This is a genomic window from Kutzneria sp. NPDC052558 (assembly GCF_044547355.1).
GTDB lineage: Bacteria > Actinomycetota > Actinomycetes > Mycobacteriales > Pseudonocardiaceae > Kutzneria.
Map to the genome: position 1 here is coordinate 398,428 of NZ_JBIUAG010000005.1, position 26,160 is coordinate 424,587.

Genomic DNA, 26,160 nt, shown 5'->3' on the forward strand with positions numbered 1-26,160 from the left:
CGGGCCGATCAGCGCCGGAAGGTCCCGAACCACAGGGTTTCGGCCAGGGCCCTGGCCACCTCGGCGTCGTCGGCGGGGTCGCCGAGGGAGACCTGGCGGGCGATCACCTGCTCGCCGCTCCAGGCCATGACCTGGCCGGCGATCGCCGGGTCGACGCCGTCGGGCAGCCGGCCTGCGCGCTGCTCCTCGCGGAACTTGGCGACGATGCGCCTGGTGAAGCGCTTGATCGACTGCACACTGGCGTCACGGAACGCCTCGTCGTAGCCGGCGACCTCGGTGATCGCCGCCATCAGCGGGGCCCGGTCCCGGTAGTGCCGGATCTGCCGCAGGTAGATCTCGGCCAGCGCCCCGGGGCCGTCCTCCACCGGCCGCCACTTCTCGCCCATCGCGTACAGCTCGTCCTTGATCGTGCCGGCCAGCCGGAGCAGCACGTCGCTCTTGTCCTGGAAGCACAGGTAGAAGGTGGACCGCGCGACCCCGGCCTCCTCGGCGATGCGCTGCACGCTCAGCTCGGTGAAGCGCTCGCCCTGAGCCAGCAGCCGCTCGACCGAGCCCAGCACGGCGGTCTCCGTCTCGGCCCGCCGTTTCGACAGTTGGGCCCGGGGACGGGTGATCGACGCCATCGGGTTTCTCCTCTGCGTCCGACTCTCCGGCGCAGGCTAGTACTCCCGCCGTGGTTCGTGATCAGTAGCTGATGGCCCCTCAGACCGGCCCGGGCGCGACATCGTGCACGACGAAGGTGGCGAACCCGAGCTCACGCCGCAAGCCGCCGAGCCAGGTGTCACGATGCTCGCGGGCGGCGGTGAGCGCCTGGTCGCGGTCCTCGACGGTCGAGGCCGACCGCACGGCCCAGTCGACGAGCGAGCCGGTCCAACTGAACTCGTAGTCGTCCCATTCGGCCAGTGTGCTGACATGCCCGAAGGACGGCTCGAGACCGTGCCGGTGGAAGGCATGCACCAGGCCGGCGAGGTCGGGGACGGAGTCGGCCGGGAGTCCGAGCGCGGCGAGCGCTGCCACGGACGGGGGACCTTCCCAGATCATCTCGCCGATCAGCGCCTGACCGCCGGAGCGCAGGTGCCGCCGGACGGCGACCAGCATGTCCTCCAACCCGCCGAAGGCGTGCCGGGCGCCAACGCAGATCACCACGTCGAAGAGCCCGTCGTGCCAGGTGGCGGCGTCGGCCTCGATCCATCGCACCCGGTCGGTCAGCCCGCGCTCGCCGGTGCGCCGGGCGGCCGAGGCCGGCAGCATGTGGTCGATCCCGACGCCTGTCGTCGCCGGATGGTCCAGCAGCACCTGCTGGAGCCACTCGCCCTCACCGCAGCCGAGGTCGACCGCGCGGGCGCCGATGGCAGGACTCAACCATCCGACCAACTCGCGCAACTTGTCGGGTGCGACCGGCGCCGCGATGGGATGGCGCAGGTGCGCGATGTCGAAGATCTCCGATCGGTCCACCGGGGTGACGCTAGTGCCCCAGCCGACAGCTCCCTCGACATGGTGCCGGACGATATGTTGGACAGTGTGTCCGAGTCGAGCTAGCGTGAAAGGACAAGTCGTCCCGCACTCCCTCGACCCGGCCGCCGCCACCCGGCTCTGGGAGGTCTTGCTCGACACCCTCGCCCGGCGCTGACCGGGTTGACCTCGACCTTGCTCGAAGGCGGACAGTGTCCGGCGAGGCGAGTGAGAGGGGAACGGGATGCGCGCGGTGCGGATCGATCGGTTCGGGCCACCGGAGGTGCTGGCGCCGGTGATCGTCGAGGACCCGGCGCCGGGGCCGGGCGAGGTGCTGGTCGACGTGGAGTACGCGGGGATCACGTTCGTGGAAACTCAGCTGCGGGCCGGAAAACCGCCGGTGGAGGCGATGCTGCCGGCGCTGCCGGCGGTGCTGGGCAACGGGGTGGCGGGGGTGGTGGCGGCGGTCGGCCCGGACGTCGACCGGGCGGTGATCGGGAAGCGGGTGACGGCCAGTCTGAACGGGAGTGGGGGATACGCGGAGCGGGCGGTTGCCCAAGCGCGGCGGCTGATCGACGTGCCCGATGGTGTGGGATTGGATCAGGCGGCGGCGTTGATCGCGGACGGGCGGACGGCGCTGGCGGTGTTGGGGGCCGCTGGGGATCTTGCCGGGGCGACGGTGCTGGTCGAGGCGGCGGCCGGGGGAGTGGGCTCGCTGTTGGTGCAGTTGGCATCGGCGGCCGGTGCGCGAGTGGTGGCGGCGGCGAGTGGGGCGGCCAAGCTGGCGGTGGCGGCCGAGTTGGGGGCCGAGGTCACGGTCGACTACTCCAATCCGTCCTGGGCCGAGGGAATCGGCCGGGTGGATGTCGTATTCGACGGTGTGGGCGGCACGATCGGCGAACAAGCCCTGTCGTTGCTGCGCCCGGACGGGACCTTCTGCCCCTACGGCGCGGCGGCCGGCAGCGGCGTGTTGCGGTCGGACCGCCCGGACGTTCGCACGGCCACGACCGGCATGCTGGACGTGGCCCGGCAAGTGGCCCTGGCCGGCGAGGCCATCGCGCTGGCGGCGTCCGGGCGGCTTCGAGCCACCGTCGGCCAGGTATTCGCCCTCGCGGACGCCGCCAACGCGCACAGGGCCATCGAAAACCGGGCCACGATCGGCAAAACGCTGCTGAAGCCCTGACCGTCAGTTGGCCGAGGCGGCCGACTTTCCGCGCAGCACAGCGTTGGCGCTGCTGGCCTTCTTGATGGCCGACTCGATCTGGGACATGCTCGACGAGGAGCTCAGTCCGGGCACGGTGGCGGATTTCAAGGCGTACAAGGTGAACGTGTATGGATGCTCGCGGCCGCCGGGGCAGGGGCCGAAGTACTGCGTGGTGACGGACCCGCTGCCCATCGCCTTCTGTTTGGCCCCGTTCTGCCCGGGCACGGCGTAGCCGGCGCCGAGGCCCTCGGGCAGGGCGGCGGTGGCGGCGGGGATGTCCCAGATCGCCCAGTGCACCTTGTCGCCACCGTTGGCCACGTCCCGCAGGATGACGGCGTAGCCCTTGGCGTTGCCGGTCCACGACAGCGGCGGCGACACGTTCTTACCGGCCTTATGGCTGAAGACGCAGGTGTAGTGGTCGGGAATGGTTGTGTTGTCGGCGAAAGCCGTGCTGCTGATGGCGAAGTCGCCGGCCTGGGGCGCGGCGAACGCGATGGTCGCGGCGGCGGCCGTGGCCGCGCGCGAGAAGAACAGGGATGCCACTGCGTCCTCCCATGGTTCGGATGGGGCGGGCGGGTGGATAAGGAAACCTTCCTAACAATTACTCAATCCGGACACGGCTGTCAAGAATGCCTCACGTTCGGCCTGGCCGATCGGATTCCGCCGGTTTTCAGCGGTTTCAGGCAGAACGCTTGACCTCGACAATAGTGGAGGTTCGACGATGATCTCCATGGTGCACATCGGTGTGGGAATCGGCAACAACGATCCCAAGGGGCAGGGCCGCGTGGTCGCCGCCGCGCGTAGGGCCGAGCAGGCCGGACTGGACTCGGTGTCCATTCCAGACGTGCTACGCGGCGATGGCGCGCCGACCCTGGAGGCCCTGGTCGCCGCGGCGGCGGTGGCGGGGGCGACGGAAGGGGTGCGGATCGAGCTGGGCGTGCTGGCCGTGCCCAATCGGCACGTCGCCTGGCTGGGCGCGCAGATCCAGGCGCTGCAACACGTTTCCGCCAACCGCATCGTGCTCGGCGTCGGCATCGGCGGCTTCCCTGACTCGCCGCTCTGGCGGGCCCTGGCCGCCCCGCGCCGGGGCCGTGACAAGATCATCGAATCCATGCTCGGCCAGCTGTCCACGCTGATCACCGGCGAGCCGACCAGGGTCAACGGCGAGGAGATCACCCTCGGGCCGTCCGCCCCCATGCCGCTCGTGCTGATCGGCGGGCACTCCGACCACGCGATCCGCCGGTCCGTGACCCACGGCGACGGCTGGTTCCCCTCGCTCATGACCCCGTCCACCCTCGCCCGCCGCGTCGCGACCCTGCACGATCTCGCCGCCGCCCAGGGCCGTCCGCGCCCGCTCGTCCACTTCGGCACCCACGCCGCGCTGGGGTCCGACAGCGCCGAGCAGGTCGCAATGATCCGCTCCGCGGCTGAAAGTTACGGGGTGCCAACCGAAGAGGCCGGCGACGTCACCATCACCGGCGGCGTCACCCAGGTCGCCGACCGCCTTGCCGAGTACGCCGCAGCCGGGGCCGACAGCCTCACCGTCGTCCTCGACGGGCAGGACTGGGAGGGGCAGTTGGACGTCCTGGCCGAAGCCCGATCGCGACTGAGCAGTTCACCCGGCCGGGTAGGCCAGCTCGGACGTTTCACGGGATAGAGTCGCTATCCGTGTCGGGTCAACGGATGAACATGGTGAGGCACCCTCGGCCGCCGGCCATCGACACCCTTCGCTGCACGCCCCGGCGCGGCCTCGACGCCATCGCCTCGGCCGACCACCGGGCGCTGGTGGCCGATGTTCTGTCGTCGGGGCTCGTCGACACCTTGATCGAGCTCACCGACCCGTTCGATCCGTCGGCGAACCTCGCGCAGGCCCGCGCCGACGCGGATACGCTCGACCGCGAGTTCAAGGCCTTCGGCGTCCGCATCCCCGCGGCCACGATCAGGAACATCACGATGATGCGCGCCATCATGGTGCCCATCGAGGACGACGCGCTCGCGCTGGCCGTGGACCGGATCTGGGTCTTCACCACCAACACCGACGACGTGTGCTGTCACGACCGTGCCGAAGCCGAAGCCATCCTGCGGGCCGGCATGACGCCCGAGACGACCCCGAGCACGCCCAACACCCGGTACATCCGCCACATGTTCGCCGAGATCGCCCGGCACTGCGACCCGTCGTTCCTGGCCGTGTTCAAGAGCTTCTTCTACAACGCGATCACCGGCGTGCTCATGGAGGCCGAGTTCACGCCCGAGGTGTCCGACGACGTGGACAGCGACTTCGTCCGCGTGTTCAACGGGTTCTCCCAGTTCTGGTTCACCTCCGTGCAGTTCTGCGACCCCTGCCTGAGCGCCCGCCGCCACGGCGCCTTCTGGGCGGCGGCGCTCAGCTCGGGTGTCGCGTTCCTCAACGACGTCAACGATGTGCTGTCCTTCTACAAGGAAGCCGTGCACGGCGCGGACTTCGCCGCGAGCCGGATCTACCGCCGCTCGATCCAGGAGAACCTGCCCTATCTGGCCGTCTACCGGCAGAGCCTCGACGGTGGCCTGGCCGCGTACCGCCGCATCCTGGAGTTGGCCACCGACGAGCAGCGCCCGCACCTCGACCGGTATCTGACCGGCTTCGCCTACTGGCACTTCCACTGCCGCCGCTACCGCTGGCAGGACATCTATCCCGACCTGACGCCGATCGAGCTCACGGCGACCTGAGGAGGCTTGTGTCGGCGAGGCTCCTACCCTCGTCAAGAGTGCCTCAACCGCGACAGCAATTCGTCATACGCAACTCAGGCCGGCTGGAAGCCCAGCCGCCCGCTGATCTCGGCCCCGCCGGCCATGATCTTCTCGGCCACCTCGGGAAAGGACTCGGCGCTGAGCCGGTACGACGGCCCGGACACGGTGATCGCCCCGACGACCGTGCCGCCGCTGTCCCGGATGGGCGCGGCCACCGCGTTCAGCCCGATCTCCAGCTCCTCGGTGGTGTAGGCCCAGCCCAGCTCCCTGACCTGCATGAGCTGGGTGTTGAGCATGGCGTTGAGGGTGATCGTGTGCTCGGTGAACCGCTCCAGCCGCGGGCCAAGCGCGGCGGCCAGCTCGTCCTCGTCGGCCCAGGCCAGCAGCACCTTGCCGCTGGATGTGGCGTGCGGCGCGGTCCGCCGGCCCACCCAGTTCTGCGCGGTGATGGAGGAGCTGCCCTGCTCCTGGGCAATGTTGATCACGGCGTCGCCGTCCAGCACGGCGATGTTGACCGTCTCCCCGAGCTCGCCGGCCAGCCGCCGGCACACCTGCTTGCCCTCGCGCGGCAGGCTCATCCGCGCCGTGGTAGCCCCGGCCAGCCGGATCACGCCGAAGCCGAGCTGGTACTTGCCGCGCTCGCCGAGCTGCTCCACCAGCCGGTGCGCCTCCAGGGCGCTGATCAGCCGGAACGCCGTGGACTTGTGCACGTCCAGCTCGCCGGCGATCTCGGTGACGCCCAGCTCGCCGTGTCTGGCCAGGATTTCCAGGATGCTCAGCGCCCGGTCCACCGACTGGACCTGGCTGCCCCCGGGCGCGTCCTCCTGATCTCCACGGCCGTTCCTCATATCGCAACCCTAGTCGCCTGACGCGTCTGAGCCGGGATGACCGTTGACGGAGGCCCACCCGAGAGGCATGCTGTTGCGTATCGCAGTCGGAGTTGTGTAATACACAACAGGAGGCCCGTCGTGACGACCACGCTGCCGCCCAGCCTGATCGCGACCCTGCCCGGCGCCTCCTACACCGATCCCGAGATCTTCCGCCGGGAGCAGGCCCGCATCTTCGAGTCCACGTGGTTCGCCGCCGCGCGCTCGACCGATCTGCCGACCCCGGGCTCGTTCCGCAACGTCCAGGTCGGCGCGGAAAGCGTGCTGCTCGTGCGGGGACGGGACAACGCCCTGCGCGCCTTCCTCAACGTCTGCCGGCATCGCGGCGCGAAGCTGTGCGTCGAGGAATCGGGCCAGGTCAAGCGGGCGCTGCGGTGTCCGTACCACGCCTGGACGTACGACCTCGACGGCAAGCCGGTGGCCGCCCCCAACCTGACCAGGATGGCCGACGTCGACCGCGCCGAGTACGGGCTGATCCCGGTGCGCCTGACCGAATGGCTGGGCACGGCCTGGGTCTGCCTGGCCGACGAGCCACCGTCCTTTGTGGACCCGTGGGTCACGGAGAGGCTGATACGGTGATCTTCCGGCAGAGGAGGCGTTGGCGGACATGATCGAGCATCTGGTCACCTCGGGCACCTTCTCCCTGGACGGCGGCACCTGGGACGTGGACAACAACGTCTGGCTGGTCGGGGACGAGCGCAAGGTGCTGGTCATCGACCCGGCGCACGACGTCGAGGCGATCGCCGAGCGCATCGCCGGCCGCCGCGTGGTGGCGATCGTGTGCACGCACGCGCACGACGACCACGTCCGCCAGGCCCCGGCCCTGGCCGACCTGGTCGGCGCGCCGATCATGCTCAACCCGGCCGACGAGCTGCTGTGGCAGCAGGCCCACCCGGACCGCCAGCCCGACCTGGAGCTGCGCGACGGGCAGCGGCTCACCGTGGGCGACATCGAGCTGCGGGCCCTGGCCACGCCCGGGCATTCGCCCGGTTCGACCTGCCTGCACGCCCCCGAGCTGAGCACCGTGTTCACCGGGGACACCCTGTTCCAGGGCGGTCCCGGCGCGACCGGGCGGTCCTTCTCCAGCTTCGACACGATCATCGACTCCATCCGCGAGCGGCTGCTGACGCTGCCCGCCGACACCACTGTCCACACTGGACACGGGGACTCGACCACGATCGGGGCCGAGGCGCCGCACCTGTCGGAGTGGATCACCCGGGGCCACTGAGCCCTCCGAACGGCCTGGTGACGGCGGAACCAGCGTGGCGTACGCCTGATATATCAGTTGGCGAGAAAAGATGTGACGGGAGGATCTCCGCATGGCGGACCGCGAGCAGGCACCGGAGCACCCCGACTTCCTGTGGCGGAACCCGGAGCCGAGGAATGATCAGGGCCACGGTCGCCGCCGAGCCGCTGGTCGACCCGGAGATGACTCGGATCCGCCGATGACCGCCCGGTCAGATGATCGCCCGGATCGCCTTCTCGAAGCCGGTGACGTGATCGCGGGCGATCGTCTCGGCCCGCGTGGCCTTGCTGCCGGCGATGGCTCGGAGCAGGCCCACGTGCTCGGCGATGTGCTTGTCGAAGTGGGTGACCCGGTCGAGGAGAAGGCAGAAGATGCGGGTCGCGAGATTGTTGTAGCGCACCAAGGTGTCTTCGAGGTGCGGGTTGCCGGCCGCGCGGTAGATCGTGCGGTGGACACGGAGGTCCCAGTCCATCAGCTGGTGCCGGCCGAGCGTGCCGATGTCGATGGCCTCGATGGCGTCGGCCACCTCGATCAGCTCCGCCCGCGCGGCCTTGGTGGCGTGCTCGGCGGCCCGGCGGGCGGCCAGCGGCTCCAGCTGGACCCGGATCTCCGAGATATAGGCCAGGTCCGTGATGTCCACGCCGGTGGCGAAGGTGCCGCGGCGCGGGTAGCTGATCACCAGGCGGTCCACCTCCAGCCGCTTGAGCGCCTCGCGCACCGGCGTGCGGCCGACGTCGAGGGACCGGGCCAGCGCCACGTCGTCGATCGGGGCCAGCGGCGGGATGTCCAGCATGATCAGCCGATGCTGGATCGCGGCGTAGGCCCGGTCGGCCAGCGAGGCCGGCGCCGGGTCGAGTTCGCGGGCTGCGGTCACGACGGTCATCCTAGTGACCGCCGGCCGCTCGGCCCACATTTGATATATCAATCGAATATCTGAGTGGAGCCCGCCGTGAGCCAGACCGTCACCCTGACCCTGAGCTGCCCCAACCGCACCGGCATCGTGCGGGCCGTGAGCGGCTACCTGTTCGAACGCGGCTGCGACATCGGCGAACACCAGCAGTTCGACGACTCCGTGCGGCACCGCCTCTTCATGCGCACCCAGGTCACCGCGCCCGACCACACCGACCTCGCAGAGCTGTCCCGCGGCTTCGAACCCGTGGCCGCCGAGTTCCAGATGACCTACGACTTCAACCCCGCCACCAGGCCCAGGATCCTGGTCATGGTGTCCAAACTTGGCCACTGCCTCAACGACCTGATCTTCCGCTGGCGGGCCGGCAGCCTCGGGGCCGACATCGTCGCCGTCGTCTCCAACCACGAGGACCTCCGCCCCATGGCCGAGGCCGCCGGGCTGCCCTACGTGCACCTGCCGGTCACCCCCGACACCAAGGCCGCCGCCGAGGCCCAGCTGCTCCGCCTCGTCGACGACTACCGGGCCGAGCTCGTCGTGCTGGCCCGCTACATGCAGATCCTCTCCGACGCCACCAGCAAGGCCCTGCACGGCCGGGCCATCAACATCCACCACTCCTTCCTGCCCGGCTTCAAGGGCGCCAAGCCCTACCACCAGGCCTACGACCGCGGCGTGAAACTGGTCGGGGCCACCGCGCACTACGTCACCTCCGACCTCGACGAGGGGCCGATCATCGAGCAGGAGGTCATCCGCATCGACCACACCTACAACGCCGCCGCCCTCCAGACCGTCGGCCGCGACGCCGAGGCGCTGGCCCTCTCCCGCGCCGTCCGCTGGCACTGCGAACGCCGCGTCCTCCTCAACGGCAACAGCACCGTCGTCTTCCCCTGACCGGGCCCATGCCCCCCCAAGATCAAGGGACCGATCCTCTCGCCCAACGCCAGGAAGGGCCCCTTCACTACGTCACGTCATGAAGGGGCCCTTCCTGGCGTCCAACGCCCGAAAGAGTCCCTTCACCACGTGCCAAACGCCAGGAAAGGCCCCGTTCACTGCCAGTATCGGGCCTTTTCTGGCATCAGGTCGGGCGGACGGGGCGGCGTCGTAGGAGTAGGAGCACCGTCAGCGAGACGACGATTGCGGTGCCGTGTAGGAGAAGGGCGGCCTGGAAGGGCGAGAGCCACTGGAGGATCACGGAGCAGACGAGCATGCCGCCGCCGAGGCCGAGGGTTTCGGCGGCGACGGCGACGCCGAAGACCTCCTCGCGGCCGGCGTCGGGGGCCTCCTGGAGGCGGGACAGGTAGGTGAACTCGGTGAAGCCGTCGGCGATGCCGGCGACCAAAGCGAACAGAAGTGTTGGTATCAGGGGGAAGTGGGCGAAGACCAGGATGAAGGCGCTGGACATGACGATGCTGCCCACGGCGATCGGGGCGGTGCCGGAGAAGGGGCGTGCGGCGCGGCTGAGCCACCACTGGGCGACGATGCACCCGACGGCCCACACGGCCCAGAACTGGCCGGCGAACACGGCGGGGGCGGCGGGGTCGACCAGCGTCGAGTAGATGGGCATGCCGACCTGGTGCGAGGACGAGCCGAAGCCGTCGGCTCCCCGCAGCACGATGGCCGAGGCGGTGCCGGTGGCGACGGCGACGGCCCAGTTCGGCAGCAAACCCCGGCGGCGCGGGGCCGGTTCGGACACGACGGCCGGTGCGCGGCGGGGGAGCGGCAGGCGGGAATTGGCGGTGGCGGACACCACGAACGTGATGGCGTCGATGGCGAAGGCGGCGGCGTAGCCGGCCAGTGACACGACGATGCCGGCCGAGGCGAAGCCGATGATCATGGCGGCGGACCGGCCGCCGATGAGTAAACCGTTGGCCCGCTTGCGGTGTTCCTCGGCGACGAGCAGCGGCACGCAGCTGCGGATGGCCACCTGGGAGAACGTGCCGCCGGCCCCGGCGACCACGGCGACGGCGTAGAGCACGGTCTGGTGGGCGGCGGCGGGGGTGAGGATGAGCACCCCGAGCACGGCGGCCTGGCTCAGGTCGGACGTGACCATGACGGCGCGGTGCCCGAAGCGGGCGATCAGCCGTGCGGCGGCCGGCGAGGCGATCAGCCCGCACAGCAGCTTCGCGGTCAGGAACAGGCCGGTGAACAGGGCGCTGCCGGTGATCTGGTAGGCGGCCAGGTTGAGCGCCACCATGTTCAGGTAGGTGCCGTATGCGGACACCGCGTTGCCGGTGATCAGCAGGTAGGCGTACGCCGGCAGGGACCGGACGCCCCGCGCCGTGCCTTGGTCGGAAGACACCATCAACTCCGTCAGCTCAGTCGCACTGGCACGCTCGCGCACCCCCGCACGAAGGTGGAGCGAACCCGGTCGGCCCGGCCCGCCGGCTCGATCCGGGTGACCAGATCGCGCAGCGCGCCGAGCACGGCCCGCACCTCGATCCGCCCCAGTTCTGCCCCCAGACAGTAATGCGGCCCGCCGGCGAACACGACGTGGGGATTGGGATCCCGGGCCAGGTCGAGCCGATCCGGCTCGTTGAACACGCTCGGGTCCCGGTTCGCCGAGGTCAGCCACAGCGTCACGATGTCGCCGGCGAGCACCTGCCGACCGCAGACCACGGTGTCGTGCGCGGTGGTCCGTCCGATGTGCATGGCGGCGGTGGTCCACCGCAACATCTCCTCGGCCGCGGTGTCCAGGCCGACCTCCCCGGAGCGCAATGCCTGCCACTGCTCGGGATGCTCGGCCAGCGCCTGACCGATGCCGGCGATCGTCAGCCGGGTCGTCTCGTTCCCACCCAGCAGCAGGCTGTAGCAGTTGAGCGCCACGTCTTCGACGGAATGGGCCCGGGTCAGCAGGGTGACTGGATCCTCGCCGTCACCGCCCCGGCGTTCGGCCGCCAGGCCCAGGAAGTAGCGGACGATATCGCCACGCGCGGTGCGAATGTCCTCGTGGTCCAACGATCCCTGCCCGGCGGTCACCAGTGCGAGGCGAGCGATGTCAAGCAGGGCAGCATGATCCGCGCGGGGCACGGCCATGAGGTCGGCGATGGTCCGGACCGGCAGGGCGTCGGCGACCGCCGAGACGAAGTCGCAGGCGCCGGCCTCGCGCGCGGCATCGACCAGGCAACGGGCCTGGTGCTCGACTTTCGCCTGGAAACCGGCCAAAGCCCGGAGTGTGAACTGACGGTTGAGGAGCCGACGCATGGCGGCATGCCCCGCGCCGTCGGTCACGGGAAGCATTCGGCCGCCGGCCGGATCCTCGCCGGCCAGCAACACATCCAGCACGTTGCCGCGGTCGGACCGGAACCGGTCGGTGTCCCGGACCAGGGTGACGACGTCCCGATGCCGTGTCACCGCCCAGAAACCGGGCCGCCCGTCACGCGGCGGCTGCCAGTGCACCGGGTCCTCCTTCCGTGACCACGCCCAGAACTCGGGCAGCCGTGGATCGTCGAATGTGGACGGATCGGCCAGGTCGAGGATCACCGTCACACGTCACCGTCCAGCCGGGCGGCGCAGTCCCGGAGCAGCTCGGCGTATCGCTCCATGAGGCGCTGGATCGTGCTGCGGCCGACCAGCCCGGCCGCGGCCTCCATGCCGATGCGCACGCCGTCCGCGCCGGAGGTGATCTCCAGGGTCAGCGGGCAGCGCGAGCCGGCCATGACAAACTCGTCCCACGGCACGAAACCCGCGCCCATGTCGATGCCCAGCGAGAAGCCGGGCAGGTGGGTCAGCAGGACCTGCGGGAACACGTGCTGGCCGGCGTCCGAGCCCAGCCAGGACCGTTCGACGTCGTCGCACGACAGCAAAGGCCACCGCAGGGCCTGGAAAACCTCGTCGGCGCAGCGGCGGACCAGGCTCCGCCAGGTGTCGCCGGACCTGACCTCGACACGGATCGGCAGATGCCGGCGAAGCAGGCCGATGGTGTGTTGCTCGGTGTCGGACCGGGAATCGGCCGACATGCCGATGATGGACGTCGCCCGGCCGGTCAGTTCCCTCAACTGGATCGCGCACGCCGCCGCCATCACGGCGAACACCGGGACCCGCATCCGTTGCGCCACAGCACGAAGCGCCGGCCCGTCGTCGGCCGGGAGCGGCAGCCAGCTGCTGCTCACTCCGCCGTCGTCGGCCGACACCAACGGTTTCACCGGATCGCCGAGCGCCGCCGTCCGTGCGGCCAGGGCCTCTCGGCGGTGGGCCTGCGACCAGACCCGTTCCCGGTCGGCGAAGGACGAGAACGGCTCTGCCGGTGGCAGTCGGGCCGGGATGCCGTCCAGCGCTTCCCGATACAGGGCACCGAGTTCACGGCCGAACAGGTCCATCGTCACGCCGTCGGTGATGATGTGGTGCGCCGCCAACACCAGGATGTCGGTGCCACGAACCACGGCCAGCCGGGTCAACGGCGGTCGGGCGAAGTCGAGCTCGGCCGCGAAAGCCCGGCACTCGGCCTCCAGGTCGTCGCCCGGCAGCGTCCGGACCGGCGCTTCGGCCGACCGCAGCACAGTCAGCACCGCCTGCCCGTCGCGATCGGTGATCGCCGTGCGCAGCAGCTCGTGCCGGGCGATCATCTTGTCCATCGCCGTTTGCAGGGCACCGACGTGCAGGCGAGTGCCGACGTCGACGTAGAAGCAGTTGAGCCACACCTCCGGGTGCGCCAAATGCCTGAGGGCACGCCAGATCCGCTGCTGCTCCATGGCGGCCGGCAGCACCCGCACCACCTCTGGCCCTCGCTCGGCCAACAGCGCGGCGACGGCGTCGCGGTGCGAACGCAGCTCGTCCAGCACCTCGTCGGTCACCGTGCCGGCCGGCCCGTCGAACCGGATCAGGCCGTCCTCGTGCCACAGCCGCACGCCGGCCGACTCCAGCCGCCACACCAGGTCCCCAGCGGTCACAGGGCTCCCTGCCGGCGCGCCTCCGACTTCGCCGGGACCTGGCCGGCCGGCGCCGCCGCCAGCGCCCGGCACACGCCGGAAACCGTGGGATCCCGGAAGAACTCGGACAGCCGGATCGCCACCCCGAACTCGTGCTCGATCCGGTTGACCAGCTTGATCGCGTTCAGCGAGTGGCCGCCGAGCTCGAAGAACGTCGCGTCGTCGGGAATGTCTGTTGCGTCGAGGATGTCCCGCCAGGCCGCGCGGACCCGCTCTTCGGTGCTGTCGGCGGCCCGGACCCGCTTACCGGTGGAACCGTTGCGGGCCAACTGGTCCACGATCGTCCACCGCTCGGGCACCATCGCCGCCGGCAGCGACTCGGCCAGTTGCCGACGCCAGACCCGGATCGTCGCGGCCGGGTCCTCCGGCGTTCGTTCCGGTCGAACATGGGCGTGCAGAAGGGAAATCCGGTTCTGCCCGGTCTCACCGAGCACGAGCGCGTCGGCGACGCCGGGCAGGGCCAGCACCGCGGCGGCCACCTCGGCCGGTTCCACGCGCACGCCCCGGATCTGGACCTGGTCGTCGGCGCGGCCGAGGTAGTGCAGCTGACCGTCGGCACCCCAGCGGACGAGATCGCCGGAGTCATAACCTTCGGCGAACCGGCCGCTGTGCTGGTAGCCGGCGACCTGCGGGCCGTCGATGTGCAGACGCCCCACCGCACCCGGCGGCAGCGTCCGTCCGGCGCTGTCCCTGATTTCCAGGATCGCCTGCGGCAACGGGCGCCCCAACGCCGGCGGCCCGTCGCCGGTCGCGGCGATCGGACCGCACACCACGGCAACAGTGGTCTCCGCCGGGCCGTAGATGTTGATCGCCTCGAACGGCGCGGTCGTATCCGGGCGGCGGTTGACAGCTTCGCCGCCCATGTTCAGCCTGCGCAGCGCGGTGTCCGCCGGCCAGCGGTGGGCCAGCAGCTCCTCGCCGATCGGGGTCGGCACGCTCGCCACCGTGACCTGCTGGCGGACCAGCCAGGCCGCCAGGCCGGGCGCGTCCAGCCGCAGATCCTCCGGCACGATCAGCAGTTCCGCCCCGGCAGCCAGGGCCGACCAGGTCTCGGCCAGCGTGTAGTCGAAGCCGATGCCCGAGAACCAGGACACGCGATCCGTTGCCGTCACTGGGAATCGCTGCTGGTAGCCGGCCAGGAACGCCTCCAGGTTGCCGTACCGCAGGCGCACTCCCTTGGGCGTGCCGGTCGATCCCGAGGTGTAGAGGACGCACAGCAGGTCATCGGTCGAAGGCCGGGCAGCGGGCGGGATCGAGGTGGCTTCGGGCAGTTGGCTGCCGTCCAGGATGACCTTGGGCCGGGCGTCGGCGATCATCGCCGCCAGGCGGGTTGCCGGTTGCGCGTCGTCGAGTGGGAGGAACGCCGCGCCGAGGCGGATCACGGCCAGCACGGCCGCGAGGTAGGAAACCCCACGGGGCAAGGCGATCCCGACGATGTCGCCGCGGCCGACCCCCTGGGCGGCGAGGGCTGCGGCCTGCCGATCGGCCAGCGCCGCGAGCTCATCCGGCCCGTAGCGGGTGTCTCCGTCGATCACCGTGGCCTTCAGCCCCGCGGCCAGATCGGCCATGGTCGCCGCCGGCTGCGCCAGCGGCTCCCCGGCGCCGAAGCCGCGCAGAGTCCGGCGCTGGGACTCGGTCACGTCAGGAAGATCGGCCACCCGCCGCACGCCCGGATCGGTCATTCCTTGCAGCACAAGGAGAACCTGGTCGAGGTAGTGTCGGGCGGTCGCGGCGTCGAGCAGGCCGGTGTCGTACTTCAGCCGCAGGCCCAGTTCGGGACCGCGCCGGCTGATCATCAGACTCATCTCCACCGGCGAGGAGTCGGTGGTGCCGGAGACCAGATCCGCCTGTACTCCGGGCAGGTCCAGCGCCCGGACGACGTCGCCCTCGAAGTCCAGCGACACCGGGATCAGCCGCCGCAGGTCGGCATCGGTTCCGGCCAGCCGGGACAGCGGCGCCTGGGCGTGCTCGCCGGCCGTGAACACCAGATCCCGCCACGCCACCGCGGCATCGCCCAGGTCGGTGTCGTCGGTCAGCGCACACCGCAGCGGCAGCAGGGAAACGAAGAAGCCGAACACGTTGTCGGCCTCCGGCGGCCGCTGGCCGAACGTCGTCGCCAGCAGGAACTCGTCCTGCCCGGCGAACCGCCGCAACACCACCTGCCAGGCAGTTGCCACCGCAAGGAACAGCGTGACCCGCCGGTCCGCGCTCCACGTCCGGAGGCGGTCTGTGGTCTCGCGATCCACTGTGCCGTAAACGGATCCGCCCGGGCCGATCGCGTCGCGGCCGCGCGGTCGGTCCGCCGGCAGCCGCAGCAACGGCGGGTGCTCGCCCAGATGCTCCCGCCACCAGGCCAGGTCCCTGTCCTCGATCTCCTTGTCCGGAGCCGGAACGTCCAGGCACGAGCCGGCTTCGGCGAAGACTGGGGCGTCACCATTGTGCAGGGCCCGATAGGCGGCGCTGAGGTCTCGCCACAGCAAACCCATCGAGTGCGCATCGCCGACGATGTGGTGCATGCCCGCCACCAGGAGATGGCGTCGCGGCGCAAGGCGGAGCAATTCCCAGTGGGTCAAAGGCCCCTGAGCGAGGTCATAGTCCACTTCGGACGCCCGCCTGAGCGCATCGGTGATGGCCTTGTCGGGATCGTCGGCCGTTCGGTCGACCAGCGGCAGCGGCGTCGGGGCGTTGGCATCGGCCAAGACCACCTGGTGGACGTCGTCACCGACCAGGCGGAACACCGTGCGCAGGCCCTCGTGCCGGGAACTGGCCAGCGCCAACGCCTTGCGCAGCACCTCGACGTCAAGCTCCCCGGTCAGCTCGACCGCCTGCAACTCGTTGTAGGTCCTCGGCGGCGTCAGTTCCGAGGCCAGCCACACCCGCCGCTGCCCCGCCGTCGCCACCCCACTTTTTGTGTCATGAAGGGCCCCATACTGACGTTGAACGTCATGAAGGGGCCCTTCCTGACGTTCAACGTTGTGAAGGGGTCCTTCCTGACGTTGAACGAGAGGATTGGAGCGTTGATCTTGGGGGCGGGGTGGGTTTTGGGGGCGGTGGGGTGGGGCAGTGATGTGCTGGCGGAGGGTGTTGAGGTGGGACAGGCCGGTGCGCAGGCCGTCGGCGGGCACGCCGAAGTCGATCAGGGCGGCGATCTCGTCGACGCCGGCGGCGCGGACGGCCTCGACGGTGGCGGCGACGCTGTCCGGGGAGCCGATCAAGGCCCGTTCGGCGCAGTAGCGGTCGTAGCCCCGGCGGAACAGGTAGTCCAGATCGTCGGCGTCGGTCGAGCCGAGATCGGTCCCGACGCCGAGACTGCTGGTGACCCGGCTGAGCAGGTCCAGCGAGGAGCGAAGGTACCTGATCAGGGGCTCACGGGCGGCGTCGCGGGCCTCGGCGGCGTCGGCGGCGAGATAGGTGTGCAGCAGCAGACTGACCCGGCCGGTCTCGGGGTCCAGGCCGGCCGATGCGCGGGCCGCGCGATAGCGGGCGATGTTCTCGGCCAGCTGCTCGATGGTCTGGGCCATCAGGTTGGTGACCACGCCGAGACCGGCCCGGCCCGCCTGCTCGAACGACTCCGGGCGGTTGACCACGGCGGCGTACATCGGCACCTCGGGCTGCACCGGCCGGGGGAACAGCCGGACCTGCTGCTCGCTGCCGTCGCCGCCACGGCGGATGATCTCCTCGCCGCGCCAGAGTGCCCGCACCTGCTCTACCTGCTCGTACATCAGCTCACGGTGCCGGCCGAAGTTTTCGGGCCGTAGCACGAAGTCCCGTGGACTCCAACCGTTCGCACAGCCGAGCCCGATCCGTCCGCGGCTCAAGTTGTCCACAATGGACCATTCCTCGGCCACTCGGATCGGGTCGTGCAGGGGCAGCACGACCGAGCCGGCGTTGATGCGGATCCGGTCGGTCTTGGTGGCCACGGCCGCGGCCACCACCGCCGGATTCGGGAAGATGCCACCGAACGAGTGGAAATGCCGCTCCGGCAGCCACACTGAGGAGAAGTCGTGCTGGTCGGCGTACTGGGCGGCGTCCAGCAGCAGATCGTACGACTCGGGACTGTCGGCGGGGTAGTCGCCGAAGAAGTAGAGACCGAGGTCCAGTTTCCGCTGGGGCGGCGGGGTTTTCCTGGCCGCCGGCTTCAGAAAGCCGGTGCTGCGCATGTCCCGCAACGAGTCCTGCACGGCGCCGACGATTCGGTCCACGTCGGCGTCGGTGTGTGCGGTGGACAGGAAGAAGTTGCGCCACTCCCACACCAGCACGCCGCGCATCAGCAGCTGGTGGTAGAGCAGCTCAAGATCGCCATGGTGGCGGAAGCGGAACATGGAGCCGAAATGCTCGACGTGGAGCGGGAATTCCTCGTCGGTGAAGAATTGGTTGAGCCGGGCGACCATGCCGTCGGTGCGGGCGTTCAACGCCTCTTGCAGGCCCGGGCCGCTGTCGCGGAGATGCGTCAGCACGGCCTTCGCCGCCGCCATCGACACCGGGTGTTGGATGTAGGTGCCGCCGAAGAACGTGGTGTCCCGCATCGGCCGGCTGTCGTCGTCGAAGTGCCACAGGCCGCCGTCGACGCCGTCGAGGACATCGGCCCGGCCGGCGATCGCGCCGATGGGGAAGCCGCCGCCGAGCACCTTGCCGTAGGTGGCGACATCCGCCGTCACCCCCGACCAGCCCTGCGCGCCCCGCAGGTGCGGGCGGAAGCCGGTCAGCATCTCGTCGAAGATCAGCACGATGCCCGTGCGCGCGGTGATCTCCCTCAGCCGGCGCAGGAATTCCACCGGCTGGGTCAGCGGATGGCGGCTCTGCACCGGCTCCACCAGCACCGCCGCCACGGTGCCGGCGATCCGCTCGATCGTCTCCAGGGCTGCCGGGTCGCCGTAGTCCAGCACCACCTGATCGGCCACCGCGCTGCGGGGGATGCCGGTCGACACCGGCACTGTCGTCAGGGCATCCTCCCTCGACGCCGTGCCCAGCACGTTGTCGGCATGTCCGTGGTATGAACCCGTGAACGTGACGATGCGGTCCCGACCCGTGGCCGCCCGTGCCAGCCGGATCGCCGCAGCGTTGGCTTCCGTGCCCGAGTTGGCGAACGCCACCCGCTCGTGCCCCGTCAGTTCACACAGCAGTTCCGCCGCCTCACCCGTGTCCTGGCTGCGTGGCCCCAGCCTCAGGCCCCGGGCGAGGTGGCCGCGCACCGCCTCCGTCACGAACTCCGGGTCGTGACCGAACAACAGCGTGCCGAACCCCATCGTGATGTCGACATACTCGTTCCCGTCGACGTCGGTCAGGTACGCACCGTGTGCCTCCCGGCCCGCGATCGGGTAGTGCATGTTCTTGGTGTGCCGCCGAAATCCCACGATCGCCCGGCTGTCCGCCAACCGCGGCCGAAACCGTTCGGCGAGCTGCCTCGATCCCTTGGTACGGTTGGTGAACCGCGCCACCAGGTCATCGAGGGCCCGCTGTTGGCGGTCCGACGAGCCATCGACCATCCCCGAGTCCGGGTCGACCTGCACCCGCGGCCCATGCACCACGGGCGCGGGTGCTTCCGGCGCTGGTGGCGGCTGGGTGAGGACGCTGGCGATCGAGAGCCGGATCTGTTCCAGGCCGTCCGGCATCACTGCCCACCCCGGTTGCTGGCCAGCAGCTGGCCGATCTGGGTGACCAGGTCCAGCTGGGCCTGGGCCAGCACCTGGATCTGCGCGGCCAGCCGGTCCACCGACTCCTGGGTGGCGTAGCCGTTGGCGGGTGGGGGAGTGACCGGCGCGGTGTCGCTGGTGGCAGGCGGGGGCGTTACCGTCGGCTCGACCTTCGGCGCGGCAGGGGGCTCGACCGTGAGACCTGCGCGCTGGGCGATGAGGTCGGCCAGCAGGCGCGGGGAGTCGGCGTCCTCCAGGAGCTCCCGCATGGAGATCCGCACGGTGAACTGCTGTTCGAGCTCCCGCAGCATGTTGACCAGGTGCAGGGAGTCGGCGCCCAGCGCGGTGAACGGGCGACGCGGATCGGTGATCTCGCCGCCGACATAGCGGGCGGTCAGCTCCACCACTCGCGTGACGACGGAATCCACTGCGGGCATGTCGTGAATCCTCTCGGAGGGGTGGGCATCGGCCGGGGACGGCGGCGGCACGGCCAAGGGCGGCGGGCCGGTCCAGTAGTCGCGATGCTGGAAGGGATAGCCGGGCAAGGGAATCCGGGCGCCGGCGGTGCCGGCGAACAGTCGGGACCAGTGGGGATCGTGGCCGAGCCGGAACAGCTCGGCGGCGGTGTCGAACACGGTGCGGGCGTCGTCGGCGTGCCGGATGCTGGGCAGCACGCCGAGCGAACCGTCGGGGCCGAGTTCGACGGCGCAGCCGGCCAGGTCGTCGACGGTGCGGCGGACGGCGTCGAACCGCACGGGCTGCCGGGCGGAGGCGACGAAGTAGGCGGTGTCGGGCAACCAGCCGGGGGCGCGCACGAGACCGTCCACACAGGACACGAAGGGCAGCTCGACCGGCTTGATCGCGACATCGGCGAAGAGTTCGGCCAACGCCGGCAGCACCGGATCGAGCATGCGGCTGTGAAAGGCCCGGTCGATCGGCAGTGTCCGCACGTCCACTCCGTCGAGGCCTCGGACCCGGTCCAGCAGCTCCGAAGGCCCGGCGAGCACGTGGTTGGCCGGACCGTTGACGGCGGCGAGATCGAGGCCGGGCACGGCATCCAGGATCGCGTCCACCCGGTCACGGTCGGCGAGCACGGCGATCATGCCGCCCGGAGCCATGGCCTGCATCAGCTCGCCCCGCCGGGCGGTCAGCCGCACGCCGTCGGCCAAGGTCAGCGCACCGGCGGCGTAGAGGGCGCCGAACTCGCCGACGCTGTGACCGGCCACGACGGCCGGGCCGAGGCCGAACTCCCGCCACAGCTCGACCAGCGCGGCCTGCAACGCGAACAGCGCCGGCTGGGCCAGCGATGTCGGAACAACCCGCCTCTGTCCCGGGACAGAGGTCAGCAGGGAGAGCAGACCACCACCCCCGGGACATACGTCTTCGGCCAGACCCAGCACCCGCTGGACGGTGGGGAAGCGGGCGTGCAGACCACGGGCGGAGCCGGCCAACCGGCCACCCTGCCCCGAGGCGAGAAAGGCGATGCCGGCAACCTCTTCCGGCACCACGCCGACGCGGCTCGGCCCACCCCGGAGGTACTCGGAAAGCCCGTGCCGCAACGAATCGAGGTCGCCGGCCGGCAGAACCAGACGGTGCGAGAAGGAACGCCGGCCCAACGTCAAAGTGGTCACGACATCGTTGCGGCCCACCGAGTCGTCCAGGGCCGCGAGCTGGGCCCGGGCGCTGTCGCGGAGAGCGTCCTCGGTCCGTGCGGACAGAGTGACCACATCCGGCGCGGGATGGCCGCCTCGATGCTGACGCTCTGGCGGTTCGGCCAGGATGACGTGCACGTTGGTGCCGCCGACGCCGAAGGCCTGCACGGCGGCCCGCCGCCGTTTGCCGTTGCGGGGCCACTGCTGCACTCGTGACGGCAGGAAGAACGGGCTTCCTTCCAGCTCCAGCAACGGATTGGGCCGCACGAAGTTGGGCAGCGGCGGGATCTCGCCGTGCCGCAGCACCAGCATCGCCTTGATCAGCCCGGCGAAGCCGCTGCACGCGTCGCTGTGCCCGATGGCCGGCTTGTTCGCGCCCAGCGCGCAGAATCCGACGGCGTCGGTGTGCCGGCGATAGGCCTCGGTGAGCCCGGCGAACTCGATCGGATCGCCCTTGTAGGTCCCGGTGCCGTGGGTCTCGACGTAGCCGATGTCGGTCGGCGTGACCCGGGCCTGTGCCAATGCCCGCAAGGTCGCGTCGCGCTGGGCCGTCGGGCTCGGCGCGGTGTAGGACCGCTTGCCGGAGCCGTCGTTGGTGACGCCGATGCCCTCGATCACCGCGTGGATCGTGTCCCCGTCGGCCAGCGCGCGGTCCAACCGCTTGAGCAGCACCGCGGCCACGCCCTGGCCGCCGACCGTGCCGTTGGACATGGCGTCGAACGCCCGGCACTCACCGGTCGGCGACAGGCTGGTGCCGCGGACCCGTTCGTACGCCGTGACCTGCGGGACGTGCACTGCCGCCGCCCCGGCCAGCGCGATGTCGGCGTCCCCGGAGCGCAGGCCCTGGCAGGCCACGTGCAGCGCGGCCAGGCCGCTGGAACACGCGCTCTGCACGGAGAACGCCGGACCGTTGAGCCCCAGCCGGTAGCAGGTCTGGGTGGCCAGGAAGTCGGCGTAGTTGCCGATGATCAGCTCGACGTTGGCGGCCCAGCTCCGGCCGGCCGGCTCGCGGTCGATGTTGTTGTGCAGATAGGTGTGCAGCGGATACAGGTGGAAGCCCGCCGACGCGTACACCCCGACCCGCAGGTCCTCGCCCGGCGCGCCGTACCCGCCGTCCTCCAAGGCGTGGTGGCAGCACTCCAGGAACAGCCGCAGCTGCGGGTCCATGACCGTGGCTTCGCGCTCGGTCATGCCGAAGAACTCGGCGTCGAAGCCGGCGATGTCCGACAGCAGCGCGCTGGCCGCCATGTGGTCGTCGTCGGGCGCGATGTCGGCCAGCTCAGCGGCGTCGAACCGGTGGATGTGCACCGTGCCGGCGCGGATGTCCCGCCAGAACTGCCGGCGGCTGTCGCTGCCCGGCAGGCGGAACGCGGTGCCTATCACCGCGATCGGAGCGCAGTCGGACATGCGCGGACACCCTCACTTCCCCCGGCGGGCCGCCACGACGGGCCCGAGTGCCCATCGTGGCAGCCGTGCCGCCGTGGAAGAAATGTCCGATTGGACATACCTTCGGGTAGCCCGCATCTCTTGACAGAGGGTCGGTTTGTTTGCGTCCTCAACCGAGCTTCGGTCGGATTCACTCAGATGGCGGCTATGCCTCCAGACATAGTCACCGCCCGTGAGGCGCCAAGTCCTTCGACCACAGCACCGCGCCGGAGTTGTCCCGCAGCCGCACGGTCATCGCCTCCGTCTCCGCGGACACCGAGATCTGCCCGAAGAACTGGAACTCGGTGGCCGGTGAGGCGTTCGCGTACGGGGGTGCCTTGACGAAGACCTGCTGCGCGCCGAACGTGGTGTCCACGGCGGCGGGCGGGAACGCGCCGGCGTTGAGCGGACCGGACGTGAACTGCCAGAACGGGTCGAAGTCCTGGAACGCCGCCTTGTCCGGGTCGAAGTAGTGCGCCGCCGTGTAGTGCACGTCGGTGGTCAGCCACACGGTGTTGCGGATGCGCTGACGCTTGACGAAGCTGAGCAGGTCGGCGATCTGGAGCTCCCGGCCGAGCGGCTTTCCGTTGTCCCCCTGGGAAACCGCCTCGAACTTGCCGCCGGCGTCGGTGACCACCTCGCACAGCGGCATGTCGTTGGAGATCACCTTCCACGTGGCGGTGGACCGGGCGAGTTCCCGCTTCAGCCAGGCCGCCTGCTCGAAACCGAGGATGCCGCCGTCGTTGAACGCCTGCTTGTCCGGGGAGTTGGCGTCCCGGTACCAGCGCATGTCCAGCACGAACACGTCCAGCAGCGGCCTGTGGTGCAGCACCCGGTAGATGCGGTTCTCCTTGTCGTACACCGGATTGATCGGCACGTACTCGTGATAGGCCTGGCGGGCCCGGTACTTCAGCACGTCGACCCGCTTCTCGGTGTACAGCGGGTCGTCCAGGATCTCGCCCGGGTACCAGTTGTTGTGCGTCTCGTGGTCGTCCCACTGCTGGATCTGCGGCACTTCGGCGTAGAACCGGCGCAGGTTCTCGTCCAGCAGGTTGTACTTGTAGTTGCCCCGGAACTCGGCCAGCGTCTCGGCGACCTTGGACTTCTCCTCGGTGACGATGTTGCGCCACAGGCTGCCGTCCGGCAGTGTCACCGTCGGCTCGATCGGGTCGTCGGCGTAGATGTTGTCGCCGTTGCAGAGGTAGAAGTCGGGGTCCAGCTTGCGCATCTGCTCGAAGATCCGGTAGCCGCCGCGCGCGGTGTCGATGCCGAAGCCCTGCCCGGCCAGATCACCCGACCACACAAAGGAAACGTCCTTCGCCCGCCGCGGCACTGTGCGCAGGCGCCCGGTCAGCGCCTCGCCGGCCAGCGACGAGTCGTGCAGGTCGACCGGCGTCACCCGATAGTAGATGTCCGTGCCGTCGGGCAGATCGCACAGCACCGTCTTGCCGGTGAAGTCCGACCCCGGCAGCAGCAGCGCCCCCGGCACCCGCCTGGCCCGGCGGAACGTCGGATCGGTGGCCACCTCCACCAGCATCCGGGCCGGCCGGTCCGACCGGGCCCACACCGTGGCCTGGTCGGCCAGCACGTCACCGCTCTGCAGCCCGTGCGTCAGCGCCGGCCGACCGGCCCGGACCAGCCCGGGTGCCGCCCCGGCCGGCCCCGCCGCCAACCCGCCCGCCACCATCGCGCCGCCAGCGGCGACCGCCCCGCGGAACAGCGTGCGCCGGGACAAGACCATCACTCGACCTCCAGACTCGTGGTTCCCCAGCTTCCTATCCCGCCGGGGCGAACGCCACGTGACCGGTCGGTGAAGCTCAGTGGTGGTCGGCGCAGCAGGGAGTGGGGTTGGGCACCTCGAACGGGGCATATCGCCCGGACCCGGCCGGGGTGACGGCCAGCACCAGTTCGCCGGCCTGCCATTCGGGGCGGAGGTGGTCACGGGTGTCGAGCACGTCGTCGGGGCCGGGGTGGTCCGGACCTCCGATGACGTGCAGGCGGGTGATGGGGGAGCGGGCCAGCAGATCGGCGATGGAGACGGTGCCGGTCAGCTCCGAGGAGCCGGGGAAGACGACGGCGCGGCCGGAGACGCCGTGGCGGGTGAGGGCCTCGAAGGCGGCGGCCGCGAGGTCGGGCGGACCCGAACGATCGGCGGCGGTGGCGACGCCGCCGTCGAGTTCGAGCCTGTCTTTGTCGACGTCAAGGGACACAGCGACATGGGGGTGTGCCCCGCGGATGAGGTGGGTGCAGGCGACGACCGGGAGGCGGAGACGGTCCACGAGGTCGTGGATCAGGTGGTCCGCCTCCCGCAGCGATCGACTGCCGGTGTCGACGCCGAAGAGGGTCACGACGGCAGGACCCACAACGGGTTGGTGTAGAACCACAGGTCCCGCCACGGGTCGGCGGAGCCGAGCACGTCCATGGCCGGCCCGACGGGATCGACGGCCGCGCCCCGGATGCCCACGGCGGTGCGGTTGCCGTCGGTGCCGCGCAGCCGCACGTAGCGGGGCCGGTCGACCCGGCCCAGCGGGTAGGTGAACCGCACGGCGCCGGTGGACTTGGTGACCTCGAAGGACTTCACGACCTTGGCGGTCGGGGCGACGAAGCCGTCACGGTCGGCGGCGGCGCCGGTGACGTCGCCGGCGATCACGTCGATACGGGCCAGCAGCGGCACGAACTGGGCCCAGTTGGGGCCGTTGGCCAGATCCACGGAGATCACCAGGTCGACCTCGGCGCCCCGGCGGACGTGCAGCATGCCGCCCAGCGGCACCTCGTCCCGGCCGTTGCGGGCCCGCAGCCGCACGTCCAGCCCGCTGATCAGGCCGCCGTGGTCGACCCACACCCGGCCGGCGCGGATGCCGTCCATCACCGCGGCGTAGGAGAAGTCCCGCGCGCCGACGTGGGTCCGGGAGTAGTAGCCGGGCCAGAAGTCGGCGTCGGTCAGGTTGAGGTCGCCGCCGTAGACCGGGTCGTTGTACTTGCCGTTCTTGACGAAGTCCGAGCCCGGGCCGCGCACCGCGTTGTCGGCGTAGACGTTGTGCGAGTCGGAGTTGGCGGTGATCCACCACGGCTTGCCCTCGGCCAGCAGGCTGTCCCACAGGCCGCCGACGGTCGAGGTCATCCAGTCGAAGCCGCCCCAGGTGCGGTAGCTCTCCAGCGGGTAGCCGGGGAAGGAGTCGGCGCTGGGGCTGTTGTCGTAGCCGCCGCGGCCGCTGCCGGGGCCGTGCGGCGCGGGGATGCCGGCCCCCTGGTGGCCGGGCGCGCCCTCCATGCCGACGGCGATCGACGGGGCGGCGTCGCGCCACGCGCGGATCTCGTGCGGCGAGTCGATTCCCTTGCGGGCCGGGTGGTTGGCCAGGAACAGGGCGTCCTGCACGCGGCGGCGGCGCACGGCGTCGGCCAGGAAGTTGACGCCGGCGATGGCCAGCGCCTCGTTGGCCGGGGTGCCGGCGGTGGCCGCCTTGACCACGCCGTCGTAGGAGTTCTCGAACTCCTTGAGCAGCGCGACCTCGTTGCGCCCGGGGTGCACGAACACGGTGCCGTGCTCGGCGGCCGGGATGTTCCACTCCAGGCCCTGGAACACCAGCGTGTCCTCGACGGCGTCGCGGGCGGCCACGATGTCCGGGTTGACCTTGTCCACGCCGATCTTGGCGTGCTGCTCGCTGCCGTGGTCGGTGATGACCATCCAGTCCAGCCCGTAGGCGTTGGCGTGCCGGACGTGGTCGATCACCCGGTACTTGCCGTCGGAGCTGTACTGGGTGTGGATGTGGTGGTCACCGGCCAGCCACTGGAAACCGTTGCGCGACGGGCGGTCGCGCTCGGGGGCGGCGGAGGCGACGCCCGCGGTCAGCACGCTGGCCGAGGCCAGGCCGGCGCCCAGCAGCCCGGCCCGCCGGAACATCGATCTGCGCGATAACTCGTCGGGGCTGAGCGCCTCGTCCGGCACCGCGGGGTCGGCGACGGCCGGCACGGGCTCGTGCGAGTGGTGATGGTGATGGTGTCCCACCTGGACCTCTTTCCGGGGCGACTCGGGCGTTCCGGGCGAAGCCTCACCTGCGTGGACAAACTGCGTCTAAACGGCATATGACGCGGAGGTGTCGAT

Annotated in this window: 18 protein-coding genes and 1 pseudogene; 6 read left to right on the plus strand and 13 right to left on the minus strand. The window is 70.5% G+C overall.

Annotation, left to right across the window (positions count from 1 at the left end):
* Positions 1-8: 8 nt before the first annotated feature.
* Positions 9-623, minus strand: coding sequence for a TetR/AcrR family transcriptional regulator (locus tag ACIG5F_RS12640; protein ID WP_396517756.1), 615 nt, complete (start codon positions 621-623; stop codon positions 9-11).
* A gap of 79 nt (positions 624-702) precedes the next feature.
* Positions 703-1,455 (minus strand): class I SAM-dependent methyltransferase, encoded by a 753-nt coding sequence (locus tag ACIG5F_RS12645; protein ID WP_396517757.1) that lies wholly within the window; start codon positions 1,453-1,455, stop codon positions 703-705.
* 241 nt (positions 1,456-1,696) lie between these two features.
* Here ACIG5F_RS12645 and ACIG5F_RS12650 point away from each other — a divergent pair, with 241 nt between their 5' ends.
* On the plus strand, positions 1,697-2,635 hold the full coding sequence (locus ACIG5F_RS12650; RefSeq protein ID WP_396517758.1) for a zinc-binding dehydrogenase: 939 nt from the start codon (positions 1,697-1,699) through the stop codon (positions 2,633-2,635).
* A gap of 3 nt (positions 2,636-2,638) precedes the next feature.
* Here the strand turns inward: ACIG5F_RS12650 and ACIG5F_RS12655 are convergent, their stop codons facing one another.
* Positions 2,639-3,199 (minus strand): YbhB/YbcL family Raf kinase inhibitor-like protein, encoded by a 561-nt coding sequence (locus ACIG5F_RS12655; protein WP_396517759.1) that lies wholly within the window; start codon positions 3,197-3,199, stop codon positions 2,639-2,641.
* 178 nt (positions 3,200-3,377) lie between these two features.
* On the opposite strand from ACIG5F_RS12655, the gene ACIG5F_RS12660 reads away from it, so the two are divergent.
* Positions 3,378-4,313 carry an LLM class flavin-dependent oxidoreductase gene (locus ACIG5F_RS12660; RefSeq protein WP_396517761.1) on the plus strand — a complete coding sequence of 312 codons (936 nt, stop codon included), beginning with the start codon at positions 3,378-3,380 and terminating at the stop codon, positions 4,311-4,313.
* 26 nt (positions 4,314-4,339) lie between these two features.
* Positions 4,340-5,362, plus strand: coding sequence for a hypothetical protein (locus ACIG5F_RS12665; RefSeq protein WP_396517762.1), 1,023 nt, complete (start codon positions 4,340-4,342; stop codon positions 5,360-5,362).
* Positions 5,363-5,436: 74 nt separating this feature from the next.
* On the opposite strand, the gene ACIG5F_RS12670 is transcribed toward ACIG5F_RS12665, so the two are convergent.
* Positions 5,437-6,231 (minus strand): IclR family transcriptional regulator, encoded by a 795-nt coding sequence (locus ACIG5F_RS12670; protein ID WP_396517763.1) that lies wholly within the window; start codon positions 6,229-6,231, stop codon positions 5,437-5,439.
* 99 nt (positions 6,232-6,330) lie between these two features.
* Between ACIG5F_RS12670 and ACIG5F_RS12675 the strand changes: the two are divergent.
* Positions 6,331-6,819: pseudogene (locus tag ACIG5F_RS12675) on the plus strand (aromatic ring-hydroxylating dioxygenase subunit alpha); the annotation flags it as partial.
* 58 nt (positions 6,820-6,877) lie between these two features.
* Positions 6,878-7,498: an MBL fold metallo-hydrolase gene (locus ACIG5F_RS12680; protein WP_396517764.1), complete on the plus strand. Its 621-nt coding sequence runs from the start codon at positions 6,878-6,880 to the stop codon at positions 7,496-7,498.
* 229 nt (positions 7,499-7,727) lie between these two features.
* Here ACIG5F_RS12680 and ACIG5F_RS12685 read toward each other — a convergent pair whose 3' ends face one another.
* Complete coding sequence (locus ACIG5F_RS12685; RefSeq protein WP_396517765.1) at positions 7,728-8,399, minus strand: GntR family transcriptional regulator; 672 nt, start codon at positions 8,397-8,399, stop codon at positions 7,728-7,730.
* 66 nt (positions 8,400-8,465) lie between these two features.
* Between ACIG5F_RS12685 and purU the strand changes: the two genes are divergently transcribed.
* The gene (purU, locus tag ACIG5F_RS12690; protein WP_396517766.1) at positions 8,466-9,314 is read left to right on the plus strand and encodes a formyltetrahydrofolate deformylase; all 849 of its coding nucleotides are present in this window, start codon (positions 8,466-8,468) and stop codon (positions 9,312-9,314) included.
* A gap of 184 nt (positions 9,315-9,498) precedes the next feature.
* Here purU and ACIG5F_RS12695 read toward each other — a convergent pair whose 3' ends face one another.
* The 8 genes from ACIG5F_RS12695 to ACIG5F_RS12730 all read right to left on the minus strand — a co-directional run bounded on the left by ACIG5F_RS12695 (position 9,499) and on the right by ACIG5F_RS12730 (position 26,064).
* Positions 9,499-10,722, minus strand: a complete 1,224-nt coding sequence (locus ACIG5F_RS12695) for an MFS transporter (RefSeq protein WP_396517767.1) — start codon at positions 10,720-10,722, stop codon at positions 9,499-9,501.
* Positions 10,723-10,733: 11 nt separating this feature from the next.
* Positions 10,734-11,909 carry a cytochrome P450 gene (locus ACIG5F_RS12700; protein WP_396517768.1) on the minus strand — a complete coding sequence of 392 codons (1,176 nt, stop codon included), beginning with the start codon at positions 11,907-11,909 and terminating at the stop codon, positions 10,734-10,736.
* Complete coding sequence (locus ACIG5F_RS12705) at positions 11,906-13,309, minus strand: condensation domain-containing protein (protein WP_396517769.1); 1,404 nt, start codon at positions 13,307-13,309, stop codon at positions 11,906-11,908. Before ACIG5F_RS12705 ends, ACIG5F_RS12700 begins: the two co-directional genes overlap by 4 nt.
* Positions 13,306-18,960, minus strand: coding sequence for a MupA/Atu3671 family FMN-dependent luciferase-like monooxygenase (locus ACIG5F_RS12710; protein ID WP_396517770.1), 5,655 nt, complete (start codon positions 18,958-18,960; stop codon positions 13,306-13,308). Before ACIG5F_RS12710 ends, ACIG5F_RS12705 begins: the two co-directional genes overlap by 4 nt.
* Positions 18,960-22,040 carry a type I polyketide synthase gene (locus tag ACIG5F_RS12715; RefSeq protein ID WP_396517771.1) on the minus strand — a complete coding sequence of 1,027 codons (3,081 nt, stop codon included), beginning with the start codon at positions 22,038-22,040 and terminating at the stop codon, positions 18,960-18,962. Before ACIG5F_RS12715 ends, ACIG5F_RS12710 begins: the two co-directional genes overlap by 1 nt.
* Positions 22,041-22,242: 202 nt before the next feature.
* Positions 22,243-23,799, minus strand: a complete 1,557-nt coding sequence (locus ACIG5F_RS12720; protein ID WP_396517772.1) for an alkaline phosphatase D family protein — start codon at positions 23,797-23,799, stop codon at positions 22,243-22,245.
* A 76-nt stretch (positions 23,800-23,875) separates the two neighbouring features.
* Positions 23,876-24,406 carry a hypothetical protein gene (locus ACIG5F_RS12725; RefSeq protein ID WP_396517773.1) on the minus strand — a complete coding sequence of 177 codons (531 nt, stop codon included), beginning with the start codon at positions 24,404-24,406 and terminating at the stop codon, positions 23,876-23,878.
* Positions 24,403-26,064 (minus strand): PHP domain-containing protein, encoded by a 1,662-nt coding sequence (locus tag ACIG5F_RS12730; RefSeq protein ID WP_396517774.1) that lies wholly within the window; start codon positions 26,062-26,064, stop codon positions 24,403-24,405. The genes ACIG5F_RS12725 and ACIG5F_RS12730 overlap by 4 nt, the downstream gene beginning before the upstream one ends.
* Positions 26,065-26,160: the final 96 nt, after the last annotated feature.

Excerpts from the sequence above, each read along its gene's own strand:
- ACIG5F_RS12640 (WP_396517756.1), bottom strand. The coding sequence starts at position 623 with ATGGCGTCGATCACCCGTCCCCGGGCCCAACTGTCGAAACGGCGGGCC.
- ACIG5F_RS12650 (WP_396517758.1), top strand. The coding sequence starts at position 1,697 with ATGCGCGCGGTGCGGATCGATCGGTTCGGGCCACCGGAGGTGCTGGCG.
- ACIG5F_RS12660 (WP_396517761.1), top strand. The coding sequence starts at position 3,378 with ATGATCTCCATGGTGCACATCGGTGTGGGAATCGGCAACAACGATCCC.
- ACIG5F_RS12665 (WP_396517762.1), top strand. The coding sequence starts at position 4,340 with ATGAACATGGTGAGGCACCCTCGGCCGCCGGCCATCGACACCCTTCGC.
- ACIG5F_RS12670 (WP_396517763.1), bottom strand. The coding sequence starts at position 6,231 with ATGAGGAACGGCCGTGGAGATCAGGAGGACGCGCCCGGGGGCAGCCAG.
- ACIG5F_RS12680 (WP_396517764.1), top strand. The coding sequence starts at position 6,878 with ATGATCGAGCATCTGGTCACCTCGGGCACCTTCTCCCTGGACGGCGGC.
- ACIG5F_RS12685 (WP_396517765.1), bottom strand. The coding sequence starts at position 8,399 with ATGACCGTCGTGACCGCAGCCCGCGAACTCGACCCGGCGCCGGCCTCG.
- ACIG5F_RS12710 (WP_396517770.1), bottom strand. The coding sequence starts at position 18,960 with ATGCCGGACGGCCTGGAACAGATCCGGCTCTCGATCGCCAGCGTCCTC.
- ACIG5F_RS12715 (WP_396517771.1), bottom strand. The coding sequence starts at position 22,040 with ATGTCCGACTGCGCTCCGATCGCGGTGATAGGCACCGCGTTCCGCCTG.
- ACIG5F_RS12720 (WP_396517772.1), bottom strand. The coding sequence starts at position 23,799 with ATGGTCTTGTCCCGGCGCACGCTGTTCCGCGGGGCGGTCGCCGCTGGC.